The sequence below is a fragment of the Bacteroides sp. ET71 genome (assembly GCF_023336905.1).
Taxonomy (GTDB): Bacteria; Bacteroidota; Bacteroidia; order Bacteroidales; family Bacteroidaceae; genus Bacteroides.
Genome location: NZ_JAMBLS010000016.1, coordinates 39,204 through 61,641, shown reverse-complemented (window position 1 = coordinate 61,641; position 22,438 = coordinate 39,204). Strand labels below are relative to the sequence as shown.

Genomic DNA, 22,438 nt, shown 5'->3' with positions numbered 1-22,438 from the left:
GTGGGACAAATATACGGAATATCCCGACATATTGCTATATCTGCTTAACAAAACCGAGTTTTAGGGCTAAAAAAGATAAAAAAGAAGAGATTTTCTATGTTATACAACATATTTCTCAAAAATATTGCTTATCTTTGCATCGTAAATAAAGGGATAACAATAGATGAAGTTTAACAGCTTCCGAAACGCGGAAGCACAAAAACAAATGATTATGGAAAAAAACGTAAATGAAATTCTGAAATTAAGGTATCAAATCAAACGCTATCAAACGATGAGGAATGGTGCCATGTGCCAGTTATTAAATGGCAAACTTCAAAAATTGCTTGCTCAGCAAGCTTTAGATTAAAAAAACGAGTAATTAACTAAAATAGAAGGTTTGAGGTGGGAGCAAAAGATGAGTTCCTGCCTTTTTTCGTGTTTTAAACTCCCTGTCCAATGCAAAAAAGACACTGTTTGATTCACTACAATTAAAATAAAACGTACTTTTGTACCGTCAAACGAGACGTGTATATACATTATTAATATAATATGATAAAGAAAGTATTGATTGCCAACAGAGGAGAGATTGCCGTGCGCGTGATGCGTTCCTGTCGCGAGATGGGGATACAGAGCGTGGCTGTCTTCTCCGAAGCCGACCGTACGTCGCACCATGTGTCGTATGCCGACGAAGCCTATTGCATAGGTCCGGCCGTGGCGAAAGAAAGTTATCTGAACATCGAAAAAGTGATTGCCACCGCCAAGCATTGCGGTGCTGACGCCATCCATCCGGGTTACGGCTTCCTGTCGGAGAATGCCGACTTTGCAAGGAGGTGCCGCGAGGAGGGTATCATTTTCATCGGCCCGGCGCCCGAGACCATGGAGGCCATGGGCGACAAGATTGCCGCCCGCAAGCGCATGATTGCCGCCGGCGTGCCCGTGGTGCCCGGCACTGAACAGCCCCTACAGAGCGCGGAGGAGGCCCGCCGCATCTGCAACGAGATTGGTTACCCCGTGATGCTGAAAGCCTCGATGGGCGGAGGCGGCAAGGGTATGCGCCTCATCCACTGCGAAGACGAGGTGGAGGAAGCCTACAACACCGCCCGCTCCGAATCCATGTCGTCCTTCGGCGACGACACGGTCTACCTGGAGAAGTTCGTGGAGGAGCCGCACCACATCGAATTCCAAATCCTGGGCGACAACCACGGCAACGTCATCCACCTCTTCGACCGTGAATGCTCCGTGCAAAGACGTAACCAGAAGATTGTGGAAGAAAGTCCGTCGCCCTTCCTCACCCCCGAACTCCGCAAGGAAATGGGCGAGAAGGCCGTAGCCGCCGCCAAGGCGGTGAACTACAGCGGTGCGGGCACCATCGAGTTTCTGGTGGACAAGCACCGCCACTTCTATTTCCTGGAGATGAACACCCGCCTGCAAGTGGAGCACCCCATCACGGAGGAAGTGATGGGTGTGGACTTGGTGAAGGAGCAAATCCGCATAGCCAACGACGAGGTGCTGCACCTGCATCAAGAAGACCTTTTCCAGCGCGGCCACGCCATCGAGTGCCGTATCTGCGCCGAGGACACGGAGAACAACTTCATGCCCTCGCCCGGCATCATCAAGCAACTGACCGAGCCGAACGGCATCGGCGTCCGCATCGACAGCTACGTCTACGAGGGTTACGAAATCCCCATCTACTACGACCCCATGATTGGCAAGCTCATCGTCTGGGCCACCACGCGCCAGTATGCCATCGAGCGTATGCGCCGTGTGCTCTACGAGTATAAGATTACGGGGCTGAAGACCAACCTGGCCTACCTGAAGCGCATCATGCACGTACCCGACTTCGTGCGCGGCGAATACAACACGCTCTTCATCGCCAAGAACGCCAAGATGCTGGTGCGCAACAACACCCACAACGAGGAACTGGAGAACATCGCCATGATAGCCGCCTACATGGACTATCTGGTGAACCTGGAGGAGAACGCCTCCACCCAGTTGCCGGACGCACGCCCCATCAGCCGCTGGCGCGAGTTCGGCCTGCAAAAAGGCGTGCTGAGAATCTGACCCCCACCCTCCCCCGGTCGGAGCACCCTTATTTGACGGGGGCGTCAAACGAGCTTTTGACGGGGGCGTCAAATGAGCTTTTGACCGGGTGGGTAAATGAGCTTTTAACCGGGTGGGTAAATGAGCTTTTAACCGGGTGGGTAAATGAGCTTTTAACCGGGTGGGTAAACGAGCTTTTGACCGGGTGGGTAAACGAGCTTTTGACCGGATGGGTAAATAACCCATCATCAGTAAGAACTTAAAAAAACGAAAGAATGGAAATACATATCGGCGACCGCGTGGCCGACGTCACGCTGGTCAGCAAAGAAGGAAACAAGGTGCAACTCACCATCGACGGCCAACCCTACGAGGTGGACATCGTGATGGCCGAGAACGGTAACTGCTCCATCCTGCACAACGGCAATTCATTCAATGCCGGCCTGGTGCGCGGAGAAGGAGGCAAGAACTATGATATTAACATCCTGACGCGCTCCTTCCACGTGGACATTGTGGACACGCAGGCCAAATATCTGCACACCCGCAAGGGTGCCGACGAGAAGCAGGGCGACAAAATCGTGGCCCCCATGCCTGGCAAGGTGGTCAGCATCCCCGTCAAGGTGGGCGACCAACTGGCCGCCGGCGACATCGCCATCGTGCTCGAGGCCATGAAGATGCAGAGCAACTACAAGGTCAGCGCCGACTGCGTCGTGCGGAACATCCTCGTCTCCGAGGGCGAGGCGGTCAATGCCAACCAGACGCTGATTGAACTGGAAATCGTTAAGGAATCAATTATCAGTTGACAAGAGGACAAGTTGACAAGGGGACAAGTTAACAAGGAAACAAGGCAGACACTTGTGCCCTTGTAGCCTTGTTAACTCGTCAACTTGTCAACTCCCTCAACTCATCAACTAAAACAAAAAAGACTATGAATAGAGAAGAAATATACAGCCAGTTTGAAGAACTGGACAAACGCGCCTCCCTGGGCGGCGGCGTGGACAAGATAGAGAAGCAGCACACCATGGGCAAGATGACCGCCCGCGAGCGCATCGAACTGCTGCTGGACAAGGGCACGTTCAATGAGCTGGACAAGTTCGTCAATCACCGTTGCACCAACTTCGGCATGGAGAAGAAGCAAATCCCCGGCGACGGCATGGTGACGGGTTATGGCAAGATAGACGGCCGTCTGGTCTTTGTATATGCCTATGACTTCACGGCACATGGAGGCTCGCTGAGCGAGACCAACGCCGCCAAGATTGTCAAGGTGCAGGAACTGGCCCTGAAGAACGGCGCACCCATCATCGCCCTGAACGACTCGGGCGGCGCCCGCATCCAGGAAGGCGTGAACAGCCTCGAAGGTTATGCTTCCATCTTCTATCAGAATACCATCGCTTCGGGTGTCATCCCGCAAATCTCCGCCATCCTCGGCCCTTGCGCCGGCGGCGCCTGCTATTCGCCCGCGCTGACCGACTTCATCTTCATGGTGAAGGAGCAGAGCCACATGTTCATCACCGGCCCGGATGTGGTGAAGACCGTCACCAACGAGGTGGTGGACAAAGAAGAACTGGGCGGCGCCTACACGCATAGCTCGAAGAGCGGCGTCACCCACTTCATGTGCAACAACGAAGAGGAGACGATGATGACCATCCGCGAGCTCCTCAGCTTCCTGCCCTCCAACAATATGGAGGATGCGCCTTTCGTCCCCTGCACGGACGACATCCATCGCCAGACGGAAGCCCTCCAGACCGTCATCCCCGAAGACCCGAACCTGCCCTATGACATCAAGGACATCATCGAGCCGGTGCTGGACAACCAGTACTTCTTCGAGGTCATGCCCCACTTTGCCAAGAATGTCGTCATCGGCTTCGGCCGTCTGAACGGTCGCTCCGTGGGCATCGTGGCCAACCAGCCCGCCTACCTGGCAGGTGTCCTGGACATCGACGCCAGCGACAAGGCCGCTCGTTTCATCCGCTTCTGCGACTGCTTCAACATACCTATTATTACGTTCGAAGACGTGCCCGGCTTCTTGCCCGGCACCGTGCAGGAGCACAACGGCATCATCCGCCACGGCGCCAAGATTGTCTATGCCTATGCCGAGGCCACTGTGCCCAAGATTACGCTCATCACCCGCAAGGCCTACGGCGGCGCCTACATCGTGATGTCCAGCAAACCCACCGGCGCTGACATCAACCTGGCCTATCCGCAGGCGCAGATTGCCGTGATGGGGGCCGAAGGAGCAGTGAACATCCTCTACCGCAAGGCATCTGCCGAAGAGAAGGCGGGCATCATCCAGGAGTACGAAGAGAAGTTCAACAACCCCTATCGTGCTGCCGAACGCGGCTACATCGACGAGATTATCCTGCCGCGCGACACCCGCTACAAGCTGGTGCAGGCCCTGGAGATGGCGCACAACAAGAACCAGAGCAATCCGCCGAAGAAGCATGGCAACATGCCGCTGTAAGGCAATAGCTGGTAATAAACGACAAATGGTTAATGGCCGATACACAAGTATCCCCATTAACCATTTATTTTTTCAATCTTAGAAAAGAAAAACACTAATCATTGACGATATCCTTTCCAAAAGGCGTCAATGCCAGACCTGCCAACTTGAAATGCTGTAATCCGAAAGGGATGCCAACGACTGTGATACATAGAATGGCTCCAAAAAACAAGTGAGATACAGCTATCCAAATACCTCCCAACAGAATCCAAAGCACATTCATCAACACATGTAGACAGCCGCTTGAACGCTCGCCGCTCACCACCTTCTTACCAAACGGCCAAAGAGCCAGACCTGCCAACTTTAACGTCTGCATGCCAAAAGGAATGCCAACAATAGTCACCATCAGCAACAGACTCGACACCACATATTCAATAGCCGTGAAAACCCCGCCTAACACCAACCACAAAACATTCATAAAACAACCCATAAGTTCTCTCGATTTAAAATTACAAAGACAAAGGTAATGCTTTGTTCCTCATATCAGCCACGATAAATAGAAGAAATTGCATCTTTCTCTTCAAGAAACAAACGACGCAACCATTTTTATTGCACACAGACAAACAGGCTACAAACATGTTGTTCCCTCTTTCAAACAACTGCAACATGTCAGCAAAGCATCTATAAAAAAGTAGAATTGTCAGCAATTCTGCAGAAAAGCATAACAACAAATCTATCCCAACCTTTAAACAACTTACATTTTTCACATATACAAACGATATATATATCAATTTGAAATAAAAACAAGAAATATTATAGCAGATGTGTAACTTCTCCAAAACTATAATTACAATACGATTGTATTTACTTGTATCTGCTATCATAAAGTTGCAATTTTGCAGAAAATTATTGCGCAATAACACGATTTCATTCATTAACATTGCCAAAAGAGAAACAATTATGAAAAAGATCGAAGCGATTATCCGCAAGTCAAGATTCGAGGACGTAAAAAAAGCGTTGCTTGAGGCTGACATCGAATGGTTCTCTTACTATGACGTGAGAGGAAACGGTAAAGCACGCCAAGGGCGCATCTACCGCGGAATAGTATATGACACCAGTTCGATAGAACGCACACTTATCTCAATTATTGTCCGCGACAAGAATGTGGAGAAAACAGTGAAAGCTATCCAAAAAGCCGCTCAGACAGGTGAAATAGGCGACGGACGTATCTTTATCATACCCGTGGAAGATGCCATAAGGATACGCACCGGAGAACGAGGAGACATAGCATTGTATAATGCCGAACAGGAGCAATGAGCTTAAGTACATAAGCGACAGGATAACAAGGTTGAAAAAACAAATGAAATAACAGGAGGATACAGTTATGAGTAAACATAGATTAGCACATTTCATGGATAAAAGATGGATCGTGGCAACAGCTTTGGCAGGATTGTTTTCAACCAGCGCATGGGCCAACGACGCAGTCGATGCCACCATACCCACACTTGACAGTGGAAACACGGCTTGGATGATTACAGCCACAGTATTGGTACTGCTCATGTCCATTCCGGGCATAGCATTGTTTTACGGAGGATTGGTCAGGCAGAAAAACGTGCTGAGCATCATCATGCAGACGATGGTCATCGTAGGCATTGTCAGTATTCTATGGGTAGCCATCGGATACACCTGGGTGTTTGGCACTGGCTTTAAAGAGTCCGGCAATCCGTTGTTCTGCATCATAGGCGGATTTGAAAAGGTATTTCTGAACAACATTACGACGTCGACGCTTACGGCGGGCAATATCCCTGAACTGGTCTTCGTCATGTTCCAGTGTATGTTTGCACTGATTACTCCGGCTTTGATATTGGGAGCTTTCGCCGAACGCATCAAATTCAAAGGCTACATGGTGTTCATCGTATTATGGGTAATACTGGCCTACTTCCCGATGGCACACTGGGTTTGGGGCGGTGGTTTCCTGCAAGAGATGGGGGCCATTGACTTTGCGGGAGGCACCGTGGTGCATATCAATGCCGGTATCTCCGCACTGGTCATGGCTCTGCTGATTGGCAAACGGGAAGACTATAAAGTGGGTCATCCTATCACGCCGCATAACATTACTTTTGTCTTCCTCGGCATGTCATTCCTCTGGTTAGGGTGGTTTGGATTCAACGCCGGCAGTGGCCTTAACGCCGACGGTATTGCCGCCAATGCTTTTCTGGTAACTCACATCGCAACGGCTACGGCAGCCATGACGTGGATGGCCATTGAATGGATATTTAACAAGAAACCGACTACCGTGGGAGCATGCACGGGAGCTGTGGCCGGATTGGTAGCCATCACCCCGGCGGCAGGCTCCACAGATCTGCTGGGTGCTTTCTGCATCGGACTGATTACGACCATGGTATGTTTCCTAATGGTGGCAGTAATCAAGCCCAAGTATAAATACGATGACGCATTGGATGCTTTCGGTGTGCATGGCATCGGTGGTGTAGTAGGTTCGGTACTGACCGGTGTATTTGCCACCCGCATCATTACAGGTGAAGGTGGAGCTGAAGGCGCACTTTACGGTGACTGGCACCAACTATGGGTACAGGTGCTGACAACGGTCGTTTCGATTGCGTTCAGTGCTGTCGTTACTTTCATCCTGTACAAAGTGGTCGATGCGCTGGTAGGCATAAGAGTAGACAGACGAGTAGAGGAAGAAGGTCTGGACATCTACGAACACGGAGAGTCGGCATACAACTAACATACAATATTATTAATTATACTCTTTATAGTCAGCTAAAGTTTTATGTGTGGTATAGTTTCTATTTTCAACATCAAGCAACAGACGTTTGCGCTGAGGCAGAAAGCCTTGCAGATGAGTGGCAAGATTCGCCACCGGGGCCCTGACTGGAGCGGCATCTATTGTGGCGGCAGCGCCATCCTGGCCCATGAACGCCTGGCTATTGTCGACCCGCAATCGGGCAAACAGCCGCTTTTCAGTCCGGACAAGAAGTTGATATTGGCTGTGAACGGCGAGATTTACAACCATCAGGACATCCGCCGGTGTTATGCCGGAAGATACAACTTCCAGACAGGAAGCGATTGCGAAGTCATCCTGGCACTTTACCGTGAGAAAGGTGACAAGTTCCTGGACGACCTGGACGGCATATTCGCCTTTGCCCTGTATGATGCCGAGCATGATGATTACCTCATAGCCCGCGACCCGATAGGAGTCATTCCGTTGTATTATGGATACGACCGCGAGGGGTTGCTCTACGTGGCCAGCGAACTGAAAGCCCTCGAAGGCCAATGTGACAGGTATGAACCTTTCCCGCCGGGACATCTCATGACTGCTCACGACAGATGCCCGCGAAGATACTACGAGAGGGACTGGTTCTGCTACGACAACGTGAAGGACAACGATGCAGACGAGGTCCGGCTGCGTCAATCACTCGAGGCAGCCGTCAGGCGGCAGATGATGAGCGACGTGCCCTACGGTGTCTTGCTGAGTGGCGGGCTGGATTCGTCCATCATCAGTGCCGTGGCACAGAAGTATGCCCAGAACCGCATAGAGAGCGGAGGGCGCGAAGCGGCCTGGTGGCCCCGGCTACATTCGTTTGCCGTCGGCCTGCACGGGGCGCCTGACTTGGCGAAGGCTGCCGTCGTGGCCGAGCATATCGGCACGGTGCATCACGAGATAAACTATACCATACAAGAGGGGCTCGATGCTTTGAGCGACGTCGTCTATTTCACGGAGACGTATGACATCACCACCGTAAGGGCTTCCACCCCCATGTATCTGCTGGCACGAGTGATAAAGAGCATGGGCATCAAGATGGTGCTTTCGGGCGAAGGGGCTGACGAGATATTCGGCGGCTATCTTTACTTCCACAAGGCACCGTCGGCCCGGGCTTTCCACGAGGAGACGGTGCGCAAGCTGTCCAAACTGCACCTGTACGACTGCCTGCGTGCCAACAAAAGCCTCGCTGCCTGGGGCGTCGAGGGGCGGGTGCCGTTTCTGGACACGGAGTTCCTGGACGTGGCCATGCGAATGAATCCTCAGGCCAAGATGTGCCCCGGGGCAACGATGGAGAAGAAGATACTGCGCAAGGCCTTTGCCGATTTGCTGCCGGCAGAGGTGGCATGGCGGCAGAAGGAGCAGTTCTCCGACGGCGTGGGCTATTCATGGATTGATACACTGAAACGCATCACGACCGACAGCGTGAGCGATGACGAGATGGCACACGCCGCCGAGCGCTTCCCCATCAATCCCCCGCGCAACAAGGAAGAATACTACTATCGGTCGCTATTCGCCAGCCACTTCCCAAGCGACAGCGCAGCCGCCTGCGTGCCCAGCGTGCCCAGCGTGGCGTGCAGCACGGCAGAAGCCCTGGCATGGGACAAAACATTCAGCCAGATGAACGAGCCAAGCGGACGTGCCGTCAGCGGCATACACGAACAGGCATACTGACACAAGCGGAGAACCGTTTCCGCACAGCAACGAAGAGTAAGTATAACAAGAAGAAACAACCCATTGTGATGAGTATCCGTAAGGTAGCGATGGCCATCACCGTGCATGGCAGTGAACAGTCATTTACAGGTGTGATGAATCATAAAGAACGATTCGACAAATCATATACGATGATTCCATAAATCATATACGATGATTCTATAAATCATATACGATGATTTCATCACAGCCACGTACATGCACGACGGCAACCCACGTACAGGGAAAGACATCCCTAACGAATACATGCAGATATTCATCCTATTAAACAGAAACAATTATGAAAGGTATCCAAAGAAAAGCCATCATCCTGATGATGACATGCGTGGGCACACTCACGGCCCATGCACAAGACAAAGTAGAGGCGAACGTACAAGCCGACTTAGTGAACCAATACATCTGGCGCGGACAGGAACTGGGCGACATCAGCCTGCAACCCACGCTCGGATTGTCATACAAAGGATTGTCACTGACAGCCTGGGGAAACGTGGGACTGTCTGATTCCGAAGACACCAAGGAGTTCGACCTGACCCTCGGCTATAGCATCGGCCGCTTCAACATAGGCATCACAGATTATTGGTTCAACTCGCCCAACGAACGCTACTTCTGCTACGGAGCCCACAGCACCTCGCACGTCTTCGAAGCCAACGTGGGCTACAATTTCGGCCCCGTCAGCCTGCAATGGTACACGAACTTCGCCGGAAACGACGGAGTCAACGCCGACGGCAAACGCAGCTACTCATCCTACTTTGAGGCAAGCGCCCCATTCCGCCTGGGAGGTTGCGACTGGACAGCCACAGTCGGAGCAGTACCCTACGCCACCAGCTTTTACGCAGAGGCAAACGGATTTGCCGTTACGAACGTCTCCCTCAAAGCAACCAAAGACATCCAGGTGACAAAAAGCTTCAGCATCCCCCTCTTTGCAGGCCTGTCGGTCAACCCCAGCACAGAAAAAGCCTACCTGCTCTGCGGATTCACCCTGCGCCCCTGACAGCACGAGACTGAACCCAAACAAGAACATTAACAACCAATCAATAACACAAAAATGACCAACTTAAGATTCAAAGTCGTAGAAAGCGCTTTCCAGAAGAAGCCTTTGGAAGTGACAGCCCCCACCGAGCGCCCTTCCGAGTATTTCGGCAAGAACGTATTCACCCGGGCAAAGATGTACAAGTATTTGCAGCCATCAGTCTACAACACACTGATAGACGTGATTGACAACGGCTCGTGCCTGGACCGCTCCATAGCAGACGCCGTGGCAGCAGGCATGAAACAATGGGCGGAAGAAAACGGAGTGACCCACTACACACACTGGTTCCAGCCCCTGACCGAAGGCACGGCCGAAAAGCATGACGCCTTTATCGAACACGACGGCAAAGGAGGAATGATTGAAGAGTTCTCCGGCAAGCTGCTCGTACAGCAAGAACCAGACGCCAGCTCATTCCCCAACGGAGGCATACGCAACACGTTTGAAGCACGCGGATACTCGGCATGGGACCCCACATCGCCCGTATTCATCATGGACGACACGCTCTGCATCCCGACCATCTTCATTTCATACACAGGCGAAGCACTGGACTACAAAGCACCGTTGCTGCGTGCATTGCATGCCGTCAACGTGGCAGCGACAGACGTGTGCCACTATTTTGACGAGAAAGTGAAGAAAGTGACCAGCAACCTGGGATGGGAACAGGAATACTTCCTGGTAGACGAAGGGCTGTATGGCGCACGCCCGGACCTGATGCTGACAGGACGCACGCTGATGGGACACGACTCTGCCAAGAACCAGCAATTGGAGGACCACTACTTCGGAACCATCCCAGACCGCGTACAGGCCTTCATGAAAGAGCTGGAGATACAGGCACTGGAGCTGGCCATCCCGTGCAAGACACGACACAACGAAGTGGCGCCCAACCAGTTCGAGATAGCTCCTATCTTCGAAGAAACCAACCTGGCCGTAGACCACAACATGCTGCTGATGTCTTTGATGAAGAAGGTGGCCCGGAAGCACGGTTTCCGAGTGCTGCTGCACGAAAAGCCTTTCGCCGGCATCAACGGTTCGGGCAAGCACAACAACTGGAGCTTGAGCACAGACACAGGCGTGCTGCTGCATGCACCGGGCAAGACGGCCGAAGAGAACCTGCGGTTTGTCACCTTCATTGTCGAGACGCTGATGGGCGTATACAAGCACAACGGATTGCTGAAGGCCAGCATCATGAGCGCCACCAATGCCCACCGCCTGGGAGCCAACGAGGCACCGCCTGCCATCATTTCATCGTTCCTGGGCAAGCAATTGTCCGAACTGCTGGACCATATTGAAAAGAGCGATAAGGAGAACCTGTTCAACGTGGCCGGCAAACAGGGCATGAAGCTTGACATCCCCGAGATACCGGAATTGCTCATCGACAATACAGACCGCAACCGCACATCGCCGTTTGCTTTCACAGGCAACCGCTTCGAGTTCCGGGCAGTGGGCAGTGAAGCCAACTGTGCTTCGGCCATGATTGCCCTGAACACAGCCGTGGCCGAGGCTTTGACAGAGTTCAAGCAGCGGGTAGACGCGCTCATCGCAAGGGGACAGGAGACGGCCGATGCCATCATCGACGTCTTGCGCGAAGACATCAAGGCCTGCAAGCCGGTGCGTTTCGACGGCAACGGGTATTCGGAAGAATGGGTCGAAGAGGCACGCAAGCGCGGACTGGATTGCGAGACAAGTTGCCCGGTCATCTTCGACAACTACCTGACAGAATCGTCCGTACGAATGTTCGAACGCATGAACGTCATGACCCGCAAGGAGCTGGAGGCACGCAACGAGGTGAAATGGGACACGTACACGAAGCGCATCCAGATTGAGGCACGCGTGATGGGCGACATTACCATGAACCACATCGTGCCCGTGGCCACCCACTACCAGAGCCTCTTGGCGGAGAACGTGCAACACATGCGTCAGATTTTCGCCCCGGACAAAGCCGACAAGCTTTGCGAACGGAACATGAAACTGATTGAGGAGATTGGAGAACGCACACGACTGATAGAAACCGGCGTAGAGGAACTGGTCAATGCACGCAAAGTAGCCAACAAGATAACGAGCGAGCGCGAAAAGGCCATCGCTTACCACGATAACGTGGCTCCCAAGATGGGGACCATACGTTACCAGATAGACAAACTGGAGCTGATTGTGGCCGATGAGCTATGGACCCTGCCCAAATACCGCGAATTGCTGTTTATCCGATAAAGCATTTGCCCCAACAATATCAATAGGTGTTTTTATGACTATGCGTGTATAGAGTACATCGCGTTGACTTTAGCTGCATAAAGTCGGGCGCGGGGGGCTGTGAAGCCGCACCCGCGCTTTCTTTTTTTCCCTTGCCCGCCCACCATGCCATTCCCGCGCCATACAATAGAGGGATAAGAATGGTTCCGTACCATTCCTAGAATCGTTCCGTACCATTCCTAGAATCGTTCCGTACCATTCCCAGAATCGTTCCGTACCATTCCCAGGTCTCTCCATACCTCGCCCGAAAACCTTGCAAGGCCGTCGCCCGGACGACCTGCCGACACCCCTTGCCCGCACACTGCCCGCCTTTAAGAAAACCCGGAAGAAAACCAAACAGCCGACGCAAGAAAATCCGGAAAAGAAGAAGATTATAACAGATTGAAACCAGAAAGCATATATTCACTTATAAAAACAGCATATCACCACCCAAAATACGTCAAACAGAAACAAAGGCACAACTCACCCTCAAAAAAGCGTCACGAAGGCCGAACAATAATAGGTCAGACTGAAAGCAATTTTATACTTTTGCAATCAAATTGACGTAAACAAATAGAATAATCAAATCAAATGAAACCAAATATGAAAAAAGGATTATACAATGACAGCTACGAGCATGACGCATGCGGCGTCGGGATGGTCGTCAACATCCACGGCAACAAAAGCCATGAACTAGTGGACAACGCGTTGAAAGTCCTCGAGAACATGCGCCATCGTGGCGCAGAAGGAGCCGACAACAAAACAGGCGACGGCGCCGGCATCCTGCTGCAAATCCCCCACGAGTTCATACTCCTCCAGGGCATCCCCGTGCCCGAAAAAGGAAAATACGGTACCGGATTGCTGCTGCTGCCCAAAGACCCCGCACGCCAGCAAAACATCCTGAGCATCATGATAGAAGAAATAGAACGCGAAGGACTGTCGCTGATGCACCTGCGCAACGTGCCTACCAACCCCTCGTGCCTGGGCGAAACCGCCCTGGCCAGCGAACCCGACATCAAACAGATATTCGTCACAGGCGTCACCGACGACAAAGTGCCCACGTTCGAACGCACACTCTACCTCATCCGCAAACGCATCGAACGGCGCATCCACGACACCGATTTCTACATCTGTTCCCTCTCGTCCAAGAACATCGTCTATAAAGGCATGCTCTCCAGCCTGCAACTCCGGCAGTACTTCCCCGACCTGACCAACAAATACTTCACCAGCGGCCTGGCACTGGTTCACTCGCGTTTCTCCACCAACACCTTCCCCACCTGGAGCCTCGCACAACCCTTCCGCCTGCTGTGCCATAACGGTGAAATCAACACCATACGCGGCAACCGGGGATGGATGCAAGCCCGCGAAAGCGTACTCAGCTCTGACACCCTGGGCAACATCAAAGACATATCCCCCATCGTACAGCCCGGCATGAGCGACTCTGCCAGCCTCGACAACGTATTCGAGTTCTTCGTCATGTCAGGCCTCTCGCTGCCACACGCCATGGCCCTGATGGTACCCGAAAGCTTCAACGACAAAAACCCCATATCCGAAGAACTGAAAGCCTTCTACGAATACCATTCCATCCTGATGGAACCCTGGGACGGACCGGCAGCCCTGCTGTTCAGCGACGGCCGCTATGCCGGCGGCATGCTCGACCGCAACGGCTTGCGCCCCGCACGCTACACCATCACCAAGAACGACCTGATGGTAGTAGCCTCGGAAGTAGGTGTCATGGACTTCGACCCTTCAGAGATAGCCGAAAAAGGACGCCTGCAACCCGGCAAAATACTATTGATAGACACCCAGGAAGGCAAGATTTATTACGACGGAGAAATCAAAGAGCAGCTTGCAAGCGAACATCCCTACCGCCAGTGGCTCTCTACGAATTGCATCCAACTGGAAAAACTGAAAAGCGGCCGGAAAGTCAGCAATGCCGTGCCCGACCTCGTGCGTCACGAACTCATGTTCGGATTCGGCGCCGAAGACATTGACAACACCATCATACCCATGTGCGTCAACGGACAAGAGCCCACGGCGGCCATGGGGAACGACACACCGCTGGCCGTATTCAGCGAACGCCCACAACCGTTGTTCAACTACTTCCGCCAACAGTTCGCCCAAGTCACCAATCCCGCCATCGACTCCATCCGCGAAAGCCTCGTCATGTCACTGACCGAATACATCGGCCGTGTGGGTTCTGGCATACTGCACCCCGACCAGTCGAACTGCAAAATGGTGCGCCTCCCCCATCCCATCTTAACCAACACTCAACTGGACATTCTGTGCAACATCCGTTACAAAGGGTTCAACACCGTAAAACTGCCCATGCTTTTCGAATGTGCCAAAGGCGAAGAGGGATTGCGCACAGCCCTCAGCGATTTGTGCAAAGAGGCGGCACGCAGTGTGGACGAAGGATATAACTACATCATCCTGTCCGACAAAGACATCGACGAAACACATGCAGCCATCCCTTCGCTGCTCGCAGTCAGTGCCGTACATCACTACCTCATTTCCGTCGGCAAGCGCGTACAGACAGCATTAATAGTGGAAAGCGGCGAAATCAAAGAAGCCATGCACGCCGCCCTTTTGCTTGGGTATGGAGCCTCAGCACTATGTCCATACATGGTATTCGCCATACTTGATGATTTGGTAAAGCGCAAGAAAGTCCAAGAGAACTACGAGACGGCCGAAGCCAACTACATCAAAGCTGTAAAGAAGGCTTTGCTCAAAATCATGGCAAAGATGGGCATCTCGACCATCCGTTCGTATCGTGGAGCCAAGATTTTCGAGGCAATAGGCTTGTCGGAAAGCCTTTTGAAAACCTATTTCGGTACCGACGTGTCGACCATTGGAGGCATCGGACTCAAGGCCATCGCACACGATGCCATAAGCATGCATGATGCCGGATTTGCCAAGACGACCTGCACCGACTTCCTGCCGAATCTCGGACAGTTCCATTTCCGTAAAGACGGCATACGCCACGCATGGAATCCGGAGAGCATAGCTACACTGCAACTGGCCACCCGCACAGGAGATTATCAGAAATTCAAGAAATTTACAAAGCTTGTAGACAATCCGGACGACAAGATATTCATCCGCGACTTCTTCGACTTTAAGCGTGCCGCTACTCCGATAGACATCAACGACGTAGAACCTGTCGATTCAATAGTCAAGCATTTCGTTGCGGGTGCCATGAGTTTTGGCGCCTTGAGCAAGGAGGCACACGAGGCAATCACCTTGGCCATGAACAAACTGGGCAGCCGTTCGAACACAGGAGAGGGTGGCGAAGACAATGAACGTTTCCACTCGCAACTCAACGGAATATCCCTGTCCAGCAAAACCAAACAGGTAGCTTCCGGACGTTTTGGCGTCACCACCGAATATCTTGTAAATGCCGAAGAAATACAAATCAAGGTGGCACAAGGTGCGAAGCCAGGTGAAGGAGGACAGTTGCCAGGCTTTAAGGTAGACAAAGTGATAGCCAAGACACGCCACTCCATCCCGGGCATTTCGCTTATCTCGCCTCCGCCACACCACGACATTTATTCCATAGAAGACCTCGCCCAATTAATCTTCGACCTGAAGAACGTCAACCCGAAAGCCTCTATCAGCGTGAAGCTCGTGGCTGAGAGCGGCGTAGGCACCATCGCTGCGGGTGTGGCAAAGGCCAAGGCTGACTTGATTGTAATATCGGGAGCTGAAGGTGGCACAGGAGCCAGTCCGGCATCAAGCATGCGTTTTGCCGGTATTTCTCCCGAAATCGGTATCAGTGAAACGCAACAGACGCTCGTCAAAAACGGACTGAGGGGACAAGTGCGCCTGCAAGTGGACGGCCAGTTGAAGACGGGACGCGACATTATCATAATGTCTTTACTCGGTGCCGAAGAATTCGGGTTCGGCACACTGCTGCTCATCGTACTGGGATGCGTCATGATGCGTAAATGCAATTTAAATACTTGCCCGCTCGGCGTGACGACCCAAAATCCGGAACTTCGCCGCCATTTCATGGGGAAATACGAGTATATCGTCAACTATTTCACATTCCTGGCACAAGAAGTAAGAGAATATTTAGCAGAGATGGGTTACAAGAAGCTAAATGACATCGTAGGGCATACGGAACTGATATTGCAGAAGCCGATAAGCAAAGACAATAAAGCGTCGACGCTCGATTTCAACCGCCTGTTGTTTAAGGAAGAAGAGAAATGCCCGCTTTATTACACCAGCAGGCAAAAGCATGAGTTGGATGGGGTACTGGACCAACAGATAATACGCTCGGCACAACGGGCTGTCGAAGAATGTGATGAGGTGAACCTCGACTATGCTATCAAGAACACCGACCGTGCAGTGGGTGCGATGCTCAGCGGTTTGATAGCAGCCAGACATGGCAGCAAAGGTCTGCCGGATTCTACTATAAACATAAAATTCAAAGGAAGTGCCGGTCAGAGTTTCGGGGCCTTCCTGGTGCAAGGCATCAGTTTCAAGCTCGAAGGAGAGACCAATGACTATTTTGCCAAGGGATTGAGCGGGGGACGGATTGCCATACTGCCGCCCGTGCGGAGCAATTTCCATGCCGAAGACAATACCATCGCCGGCAACACAGGACTTTACGGGGCCACTTCCGGCGAGTTGTATGTCAACGGAAAGGTAGGCGAACGCTTTGCCGTACGCAACTCCGGAGCCATAGCCGTTGTTGAGGGTGCAGGCGACCATTGTTGTGAATACATGACCGGCGGACGCGTAGTAGTCCTCGGAGAGACGGGACGCAATTTCGCCGCAGGTATGAGCGGAGGAGTTGCTTATGTCTGGGACAAAAAGCATAATTTCGACTACTTCTGCAACATGGACATGGTGGAAATCAATCTTGTCGAGGAGAGCTCGTATCGCAAGGAACTGCACGAGCTGGTGCGCCAGCACTACTTATACACCGGCTCGAAACTGGCACGCCAGATGCTGGACGATTGGGGACGCTACGTGGAAGACTTCATACAGGTTGTACCCATCGAGTACAAGCGCGTGTTGCAAGAAGAGCAAGTCAAGAAGCTGCAGCAGAAGATTGCCGACATGCAAAGAGATTACTAAACAAATGTAAGAACACTTTTTTTCTTTTACTTACTATGGGAGATCCAAAAGCATTTCTGACCATACACCGCAAAGAGGCGGGATACAGACCGGTACACGACCGGATACACGACTTTGGCGAAGTAGAACAGACGTTAAACTCGGGCGACCGCCGGCTGCAAGCCTCGCGTTGCATGGACTGCGGCGTACCTTTCTGCCACTGGGCATGCCCGTTGGGCAATAAGCCTCCCGAGTGGAACGATGCCTTGTACAAAGGAGACTGGGAGTTGGCCTACCGGCTGCTCAACTCTACCAACGACTTTCCAGAGTTCACGGGCCGTGTCTGCCCGGCACTGTGCGAAAAAGCGTGCGTACTCAACCTGACCGAGCACGAACCGACAACCAACCGCGAAGACGAGGCTGCCATCACCGAACATGCCTTCGAAGAGAACTACGTGCGTACGCATCATCCGGAACGCAATGGGCAAAAAGTGGCTGTCATCGGCAGCGGGCCGGCAGGATTGGTAGCAGCCAACCGACTGAACCTGATGGGGTATGCGGTGACGGTATTTGACAAAAACGAAGACGCTGGCGGGCTGTTGCGCTATGGCATACCGAACTTCAAGCTGAACAAGGCCGTGATTGACCGGCGCATGAAGGTGCTGCGTGACGAAGGCATCGAGTTCAAATTCAACACGGAGATAGACTTGCAGGCATTACCCACAGGTTTCGATGCTTACATCGTGGCCACGGGCACGCCTGAAGCACGCGACCTCGCCATCCCGGGGCGCGACCTGAAAGGCATCTATTTCGCTCTGGACATGCTGGCACAGCAAAACCGGATATTGGCCGGCAAGGAGCTGAAGCGTGAAGAACTGGTGACTGCACGGGGCAAAGACGTATTGGTCATCGGAGGAGGCGACACGGGCAGCGACTGCATCGGCACAGCTCATCGCCAAGGCTGCAAAAGCGTCATACAGATAGAAATTATGCCACAACCGCCCATAGGACCCGACGACCCCCAGAAGCCGTGGCCGGCATGGCCTCGCACACTAAAGACGACCTCCAGTCACGAAGAAGGCTGTACGCGCCGATGGAACATCAACTCCCTGCGCTTCCTGGGCAAAAACGGCCAGGTAACGGGAGTGGAAGTGCAGGAGATTGCCTGGAAACCCAATCCAGAAGGCGGCCGCCCGCTGATGGAACCCGTGGGCAAACCGGAAGTGATAAAAGCTGACATCGTACTGCTGGCCTTGGGATTCCTCAAGCCCCAGCACCCGAAGCTGGCCGACAACGTATTCCTGGCAGGCGACGCCTCCAGCGGGGCCTCGCTCGTAGTACGGGCCATGGCAAGCGGACGCGATGCCGCCGCACAAGTCGACACATTCTTAAAAAGACATTAAACCATCTGACTCCGAAACATCCCAAGCCTCTGCAAAGCTTGGGATGTTTGTTTCTGACACTACACAGCCATGCCTCAACCGGACAAAAGCCACGGCTATCACGCACACGGACCGCGCCCATCGTTCGCAGTAACCAAGCTTAACATACAGGATAAACAAGAGAACTTCGGAAAAACCCTATCCCGCCTGCCCGGATATTCACAGGAAAGCATTATCTTTGTCGCCAACGAAACTTAACAAAAAAACATCTACTACAAGTATGGCAACACCTTACAAACGAATCCTCCTCAAGCTCAGCGGCGAAAGCCTGATGGGCCAAAAGCAGTACGGCATCGACGAAGAGCGCCTGGCGCAGTATGCCGCACAAATCAAAGAGATACATGAAATGGGCGTACAGATAGGCATCGTCATCGGCGGAGGCAACATCTTCCGCGGGCTCAGTGGTGCCTCACGGGGCTTCGACCGCGTGAAAGGCGACCAGATGGGCATGCTGGCCACGGTCATCAACAGCCTGGCCCTCAGCTCGGCCCTCACCGCCGCCGGTGTCAAAGCCCGCGTGCTGACCGCCGTGCGCATGGAACCCATCGGGGAGTTCTACAACAAATGGCGCGCCATCGAGTGCATGGAAGCCGGCGAAGTGGTCATCATGTCGGCCGGAACAGGCAACCCCTTCTTCACCACCGACACAGGCTCGTCGCTGCGCGGCATCGAGATTGAAGCCGACGTCATGCTGAAAGGCACCCGGGTGGACGGCATCTACACCGCCGACCCGGAAAAAGACCCCACGGCCACGAAGTTCCACGACATCACCTACGACGAAGTCCTCGCCCGGGGCCTCAAAGTGATGGACCTCACGGCCACCTGCATGTGCAAGGAGAACAACCTGCCCATCATCGTCTTCGACATGGACACCCCCGGCAACCTGCGCAAAGTGATGCAAGGCGAAGAAATCGGGACACTGGTACATAATTAAACCTGGAACGAAGAGCGAAGAACAAAGATTTTAACTATATTTGCACCCATCTGAAGTAATTAAAACAAACCCGATATGAAAGACGTAAAAGACATCCTGGGCGAAGCCCAAGAAAAAATGGACATGGCCATCATGTACCTGGAAGAAACCCTGGCACACATCCGCGCCGGCAAGGCCGACGTCCGCCTGCTGGACGGCATCCGCGTAGACTCCTACGGCTCGATGGTGCCCATCAACAACGTAGCTGCCGTCACCACCCCCGACGCACGCAGCATCGCCATCAAACCGTGGGACAAGAACATGTTCCGCATCATCGAGAAGGCCATCATCGACTCCGACCTGGGCATCATGCCTGAGAACAACGGCGAAATCATCCGCATCGGCATCCCGCCCCTCACCGAAGAGCGACGCAAACAACTGGCCAAGCAGTGCAAGGGCGAAGGCGAAACAGCCAAGGTGAGCGTGCGCAACGCCCGTCGCGATGCCATTGACGCCCTGAAGAAAGCCGTGAAGGAAGGCCTGGCCGAAGACGCACAGAAAGGCGGCGAAGAAAAGCTCCAGAAGATTCACGACAAGTACATCAAGCAGATTGACGAAATGCTGGCTGCGAAAGACAAGGAGATAATGACGGTATAATGAAGAACTAAAAATGAAGAATGAAGAATTTGCCGCTCCCGACGAAGAATCTTCATTCTTCATTCCTCATTCTTCATTCAAAAAACTTATGACAGGTCTCGTAATCAAGAATACAGGAAGCTGGTATATCGTCCGCACCGAAGACGGACGCGATGTGGAGTGCAAGGTGAAAGGCAACTTCCGCCTGAAAGGCATCCGCAGCACCAACCCCGTGGCCGTGGGCGACCGCGTGCAGATAGCCGAAAACTGCGAAGGCACAGCCTTCATCACCGAGATAGAAGACCGCAAGAACTACATCATCCGCCGCGCTTCCAACCTCTCGAAGCAATCGCACATCCTGGCCGCTAACCTCGACCAGTGTATGCTGATAGTCACCGTCAACTATCCCGAGACATCTACCACCTTCATCGACCGCTTCCTGGCCACGGCCGAAGCCTACCGCGTGCCCGTCTGCATCGTCTTCAACAAGACTGACCTCTACGATGAAGACGACTGCCGCTACCTGGAGGGGCTTATCCACCTCTACACCACCATCGGCTATCCCTGCCTCAAAGTCTCGGCGAGCCAAGGCCAAGGTCTCGACGAGGTGAAGGCAATGCTTCGCGGACGCATCACCCTCTTTTCGGGCAATTCGGGCGTGGGCAAATCGACCCTCATCAACGCACTGCTGCCAGGAACCGCCGCCCGTACGGGTGAGATTTCTGCCGCACACAACAAAGGCATGCACACCACGACCTTCTCAGAGATGTATCCCGTGGACGATGCGGGCGGTTATATCATCGACACGCCGGGCATCAAAGGATTCGGCACCTTCGACATGGAGGCGGAAGAGATTGGCCACTACTTCCCCGAAATATTCGAGGCCTCGGCCGGATGCCGCTACGGCAACTGCACACACCGCCACGAACCGGGGTGCGCCGTCTTGAAAGCTGTGGAAGAGCAACGCATCAGCCAGTCACGCTATGCCTCCTACCTCAGTATGCTGGAAGACAAGGAAGAAAGCAAATACCGGGAAGCCTATTGAACCTGAACCTGACATGATACCACAAACCACACACCACACAACATCACATGAACAAAAAACTAAAAACAGGACTTATCATTCTTATTGGCGCCGGGCTCGCCGGATGGGGCATTTATTCGCAAATGCCCAAACAGAACGAAGAACTGGCAGAAGCCGACAAAGTAATGCCAGCCAACAGCCCAAGCAAAAAAGTATTGAACGTCAACGCCACCATTGTCAAGCCGCAAATGCTGGTGGACGAGATTCCCATCATCGGCAGTCTGTTGCCCGATGAAGAAGTGAACCTCTCGTTCGAGACATCCGGCAAAATCACAGACATCAACTTCGAGGAAGGCACCTACGTCACCAAGGGACAACTGCTGGCCAAGGTGAACGACCGCCCCCTGCAAGCCCAACTGCAACGCCTCGTGGCCCAACTGAAGTTGGCCGAAGACCGCGTGTTCCGCCAAGACGCCCTGTTGAAGCGCGACGCCGTCAGCAAGGAAGCCTACGAACAGGTGAAGACGGAACTGGCCACACTGAATGCCGACATCGAACTGGTACGCGCCCAGATTGAGCAGACGGAGTTGCGCGCCCCCTTCGACGGCATCATCGGCCTGCGCCAAGTCAGCGTAGGCACTTATGCATCGCCTACCACGATTGTGGCCAAACTGACCAAAATCTCCCCCCTGAAGGTGGAATTTTCCGTACCCGAAAGCTATGCGAAAGATGTGGAAATAGGCACCACGCTGAACTTCTCGCTCACCGGCTCGCTCAACAAATACGAAGCACGTGTCTACGCCCGCGAGTCAAGCCTCGATCCGGAAACCCGTTCACTCACCATCCGTGCCCTCTACCCCAACCCGTCGGGCATCATGCCGGGACGCTTCGCTTCCATCACCCTGCGCAAACAGGCATACGAAAATGCCTTGGCCATCCCCTCGGAAGCCATCGTGCCAGAAATGGGCAAGGACAAAGTATTCCTCTACAAGAACGGGAAAGCCGAACCGGTGGACATTGTGACAGGCATCCGCACCGACGCCTTGGTGCAGGCGGTGCAAGGCTTGAACGAGGGAGATACGGTTATCGTCTCGGGCACGCAGCAACTGCGAACGGGCATGACGGTGACGATTGACAACATCTATTAAGCACACGCCC

General features: G+C 53.1%; 17 protein-coding genes. 16 read left to right on the top strand and 1 reads right to left on the bottom strand.

What is annotated here, in order from left to right; translation table 11 throughout:
- Nucleotides 1-211: 211 nt before the first annotated feature.
- The 4 genes from M3090_RS15860 to M3090_RS09745 all read left to right on the top strand — a co-directional run bounded on the left by M3090_RS15860 (nt 212) and on the right by M3090_RS09745 (nt 4,477).
- Nucleotides 212-346 (top strand): hypothetical protein, encoded by a 135-nt coding sequence (locus M3090_RS15860; protein ID WP_262918882.1) that lies wholly within the window; start codon nt 212-214, stop codon nt 344-346.
- A gap of 182 nt (nt 347-528) precedes the next feature.
- Nucleotides 529-2,040, top strand: a complete 1,512-nt coding sequence (gene accC / locus M3090_RS09755; protein ID WP_249055694.1) for an acetyl-CoA carboxylase biotin carboxylase subunit — start codon at nt 529-531, stop codon at nt 2,038-2,040.
- Nucleotides 2,041-2,294: 254 nt separating this feature from the next.
- Complete coding sequence (locus M3090_RS09750; protein WP_249055691.1) at nt 2,295-2,819, top strand: biotin/lipoyl-containing protein; 525 nt, start codon at nt 2,295-2,297, stop codon at nt 2,817-2,819.
- Between the two features lie 125 nt (nt 2,820-2,944).
- Complete coding sequence (locus M3090_RS09745) at nt 2,945-4,477, top strand: acyl-CoA carboxylase subunit beta (protein WP_249055689.1); 1,533 nt, start codon at nt 2,945-2,947, stop codon at nt 4,475-4,477.
- A 94-nt stretch (nt 4,478-4,571) separates the two neighbouring features.
- On the opposite strand, the gene M3090_RS09740 is transcribed toward M3090_RS09745, so the two are convergent.
- The gene (locus tag M3090_RS09740; RefSeq protein WP_249055687.1) at nt 4,572-4,946 is read right to left on the bottom strand and encodes a YccF domain-containing protein; all 375 of its coding nucleotides are present in this window, start codon (nt 4,944-4,946) and stop codon (nt 4,572-4,574) included.
- 470 nt (nt 4,947-5,416) lie between these two features.
- On the opposite strand from M3090_RS09740, the gene M3090_RS09735 reads away from it, so the two are divergent.
- The 12 genes from M3090_RS09735 (at nt 5,417) to M3090_RS09680 (ending at nt 22,428) form a co-directional block, all read left to right on the top strand.
- A complete protein-coding gene (locus M3090_RS09735) occupies nt 5,417-5,773 on the top strand; it encodes a P-II family nitrogen regulator (protein WP_249055685.1) in 357 nt (118 codons plus the stop codon).
- Nucleotides 5,774-5,867: 94 nt separating this feature from the next.
- Nucleotides 5,868-7,202 (top strand): ammonium transporter, encoded by a 1,335-nt coding sequence (locus tag M3090_RS09730; protein ID WP_249055683.1) that lies wholly within the window; start codon nt 5,868-5,870, stop codon nt 7,200-7,202.
- A 45-nt stretch (nt 7,203-7,247) separates the two neighbouring features.
- Entirely contained in the window at nt 7,248-8,912 is a 1,665-nt protein-coding gene (gene asnB, locus M3090_RS09725; protein ID WP_249055681.1) for an asparagine synthase B, read from the top strand.
- On the top strand, nt 8,837-9,094 hold the full coding sequence (locus tag M3090_RS09720) for a hypothetical protein (RefSeq protein WP_249055679.1): 258 nt from the start codon (nt 8,837-8,839) through the stop codon (nt 9,092-9,094). The genes asnB and M3090_RS09720 overlap by 76 nt, the downstream gene beginning before the upstream one ends.
- A 137-nt stretch (nt 9,095-9,231) precedes the next feature.
- A complete protein-coding gene (locus M3090_RS09715; RefSeq protein ID WP_410553226.1) occupies nt 9,232-9,942 on the top strand; it encodes a hypothetical protein in 711 nt (236 codons plus the stop codon).
- A gap of 54 nt (nt 9,943-9,996) precedes the next feature.
- Complete coding sequence (locus tag M3090_RS09710) at nt 9,997-12,186, top strand: glutamine synthetase III (RefSeq protein ID WP_249055677.1); 2,190 nt, start codon at nt 9,997-9,999, stop codon at nt 12,184-12,186.
- A gap of 621 nt (nt 12,187-12,807) precedes the next feature.
- Complete coding sequence (gene gltB, locus M3090_RS09705; protein ID WP_249055675.1) at nt 12,808-17,286, top strand: glutamate synthase large subunit; 4,479 nt, start codon at nt 12,808-12,810, stop codon at nt 17,284-17,286.
- Nucleotides 17,287-17,321: 35 nt separating this feature from the next.
- Nucleotides 17,322-18,668 carry a glutamate synthase subunit beta gene (locus tag M3090_RS09700; protein WP_249055672.1) on the top strand — a complete coding sequence of 449 codons (1,347 nt, stop codon included), beginning with the start codon at nt 17,322-17,324 and terminating at the stop codon, nt 18,666-18,668.
- A 259-nt stretch (nt 18,669-18,927) separates the two neighbouring features.
- The gene (pyrH, locus tag M3090_RS09695) at nt 18,928-19,641 is read left to right on the top strand and encodes a UMP kinase (protein WP_249055670.1); all 714 of its coding nucleotides are present in this window, start codon (nt 18,928-18,930) and stop codon (nt 19,639-19,641) included.
- A 75-nt stretch (nt 19,642-19,716) separates the two neighbouring features.
- Nucleotides 19,717-20,277, top strand: coding sequence for a ribosome recycling factor (gene frr, locus M3090_RS09690; RefSeq protein WP_087339346.1), 561 nt, complete (start codon nt 19,717-19,719; stop codon nt 20,275-20,277).
- Between the two features lie 88 nt (nt 20,278-20,365).
- Complete coding sequence (gene rsgA, locus M3090_RS09685; protein WP_249055716.1) at nt 20,366-21,301, top strand: ribosome small subunit-dependent GTPase A; 936 nt, start codon at nt 20,366-20,368, stop codon at nt 21,299-21,301.
- 47 nt (nt 21,302-21,348) lie between these two features.
- Entirely contained in the window at nt 21,349-22,428 is a 1,080-nt protein-coding gene (locus M3090_RS09680; RefSeq protein WP_249055668.1) for an efflux RND transporter periplasmic adaptor subunit, read from the top strand.
- Nucleotides 22,429-22,438: the final 10 nt, after the last annotated feature.

Coding starts and splice junctions, on each gene's coding strand:
- rsgA (WP_249055716.1), top strand. CDS start 20,366: ATGACAGGTCTCGTAATCAAGAATACAGGAAGCTGGTATATCGTCCGC.
- gltB (WP_249055675.1), top strand. CDS start 12,808: ATGAAAAAAGGATTATACAATGACAGCTACGAGCATGACGCATGCGGC.
- accC (WP_249055694.1), top strand. CDS start 529: ATGATAAAGAAAGTATTGATTGCCAACAGAGGAGAGATTGCCGTGCGC.
- M3090_RS09700 (WP_249055672.1), top strand. CDS start 17,322: ATGGGAGATCCAAAAGCATTTCTGACCATACACCGCAAAGAGGCGGGA.
- asnB (WP_249055681.1), top strand. CDS start 7,248: ATGTGTGGTATAGTTTCTATTTTCAACATCAAGCAACAGACGTTTGCG.
- M3090_RS09745 (WP_249055689.1), top strand. CDS start 2,945: ATGAATAGAGAAGAAATATACAGCCAGTTTGAAGAACTGGACAAACGC.
- M3090_RS15860 (WP_262918882.1), top strand. CDS start 212: ATGGAAAAAAACGTAAATGAAATTCTGAAATTAAGGTATCAAATCAAA.
- M3090_RS09740 (WP_249055687.1), bottom strand. CDS start 4,946: ATGGGTTGTTTTATGAATGTTTTGTGGTTGGTGTTAGGCGGGGTTTTC.
- M3090_RS09750 (WP_249055691.1), top strand. CDS start 2,295: ATGGAAATACATATCGGCGACCGCGTGGCCGACGTCACGCTGGTCAGC.
- frr (WP_087339346.1), top strand. CDS start 19,717: ATGAAAGACGTAAAAGACATCCTGGGCGAAGCCCAAGAAAAAATGGAC.
- M3090_RS09715 (WP_410553226.1), top strand. CDS start 9,232: ATGAAAGGTATCCAAAGAAAAGCCATCATCCTGATGATGACATGCGTG.
- M3090_RS09720 (WP_249055679.1), top strand. CDS start 8,837: ATGGGACAAAACATTCAGCCAGATGAACGAGCCAAGCGGACGTGCCGT.
- M3090_RS09710 (WP_249055677.1), top strand. CDS start 9,997: ATGACCAACTTAAGATTCAAAGTCGTAGAAAGCGCTTTCCAGAAGAAG.
- M3090_RS09730 (WP_249055683.1), top strand. CDS start 5,868: ATGGATAAAAGATGGATCGTGGCAACAGCTTTGGCAGGATTGTTTTCA.
- M3090_RS09735 (WP_249055685.1), top strand. CDS start 5,417: ATGAAAAAGATCGAAGCGATTATCCGCAAGTCAAGATTCGAGGACGTA.
- pyrH (WP_249055670.1), top strand. CDS start 18,928: ATGGCAACACCTTACAAACGAATCCTCCTCAAGCTCAGCGGCGAAAGC.
- M3090_RS09680 (WP_249055668.1), top strand. CDS start 21,349: ATGAACAAAAAACTAAAAACAGGACTTATCATTCTTATTGGCGCCGGG.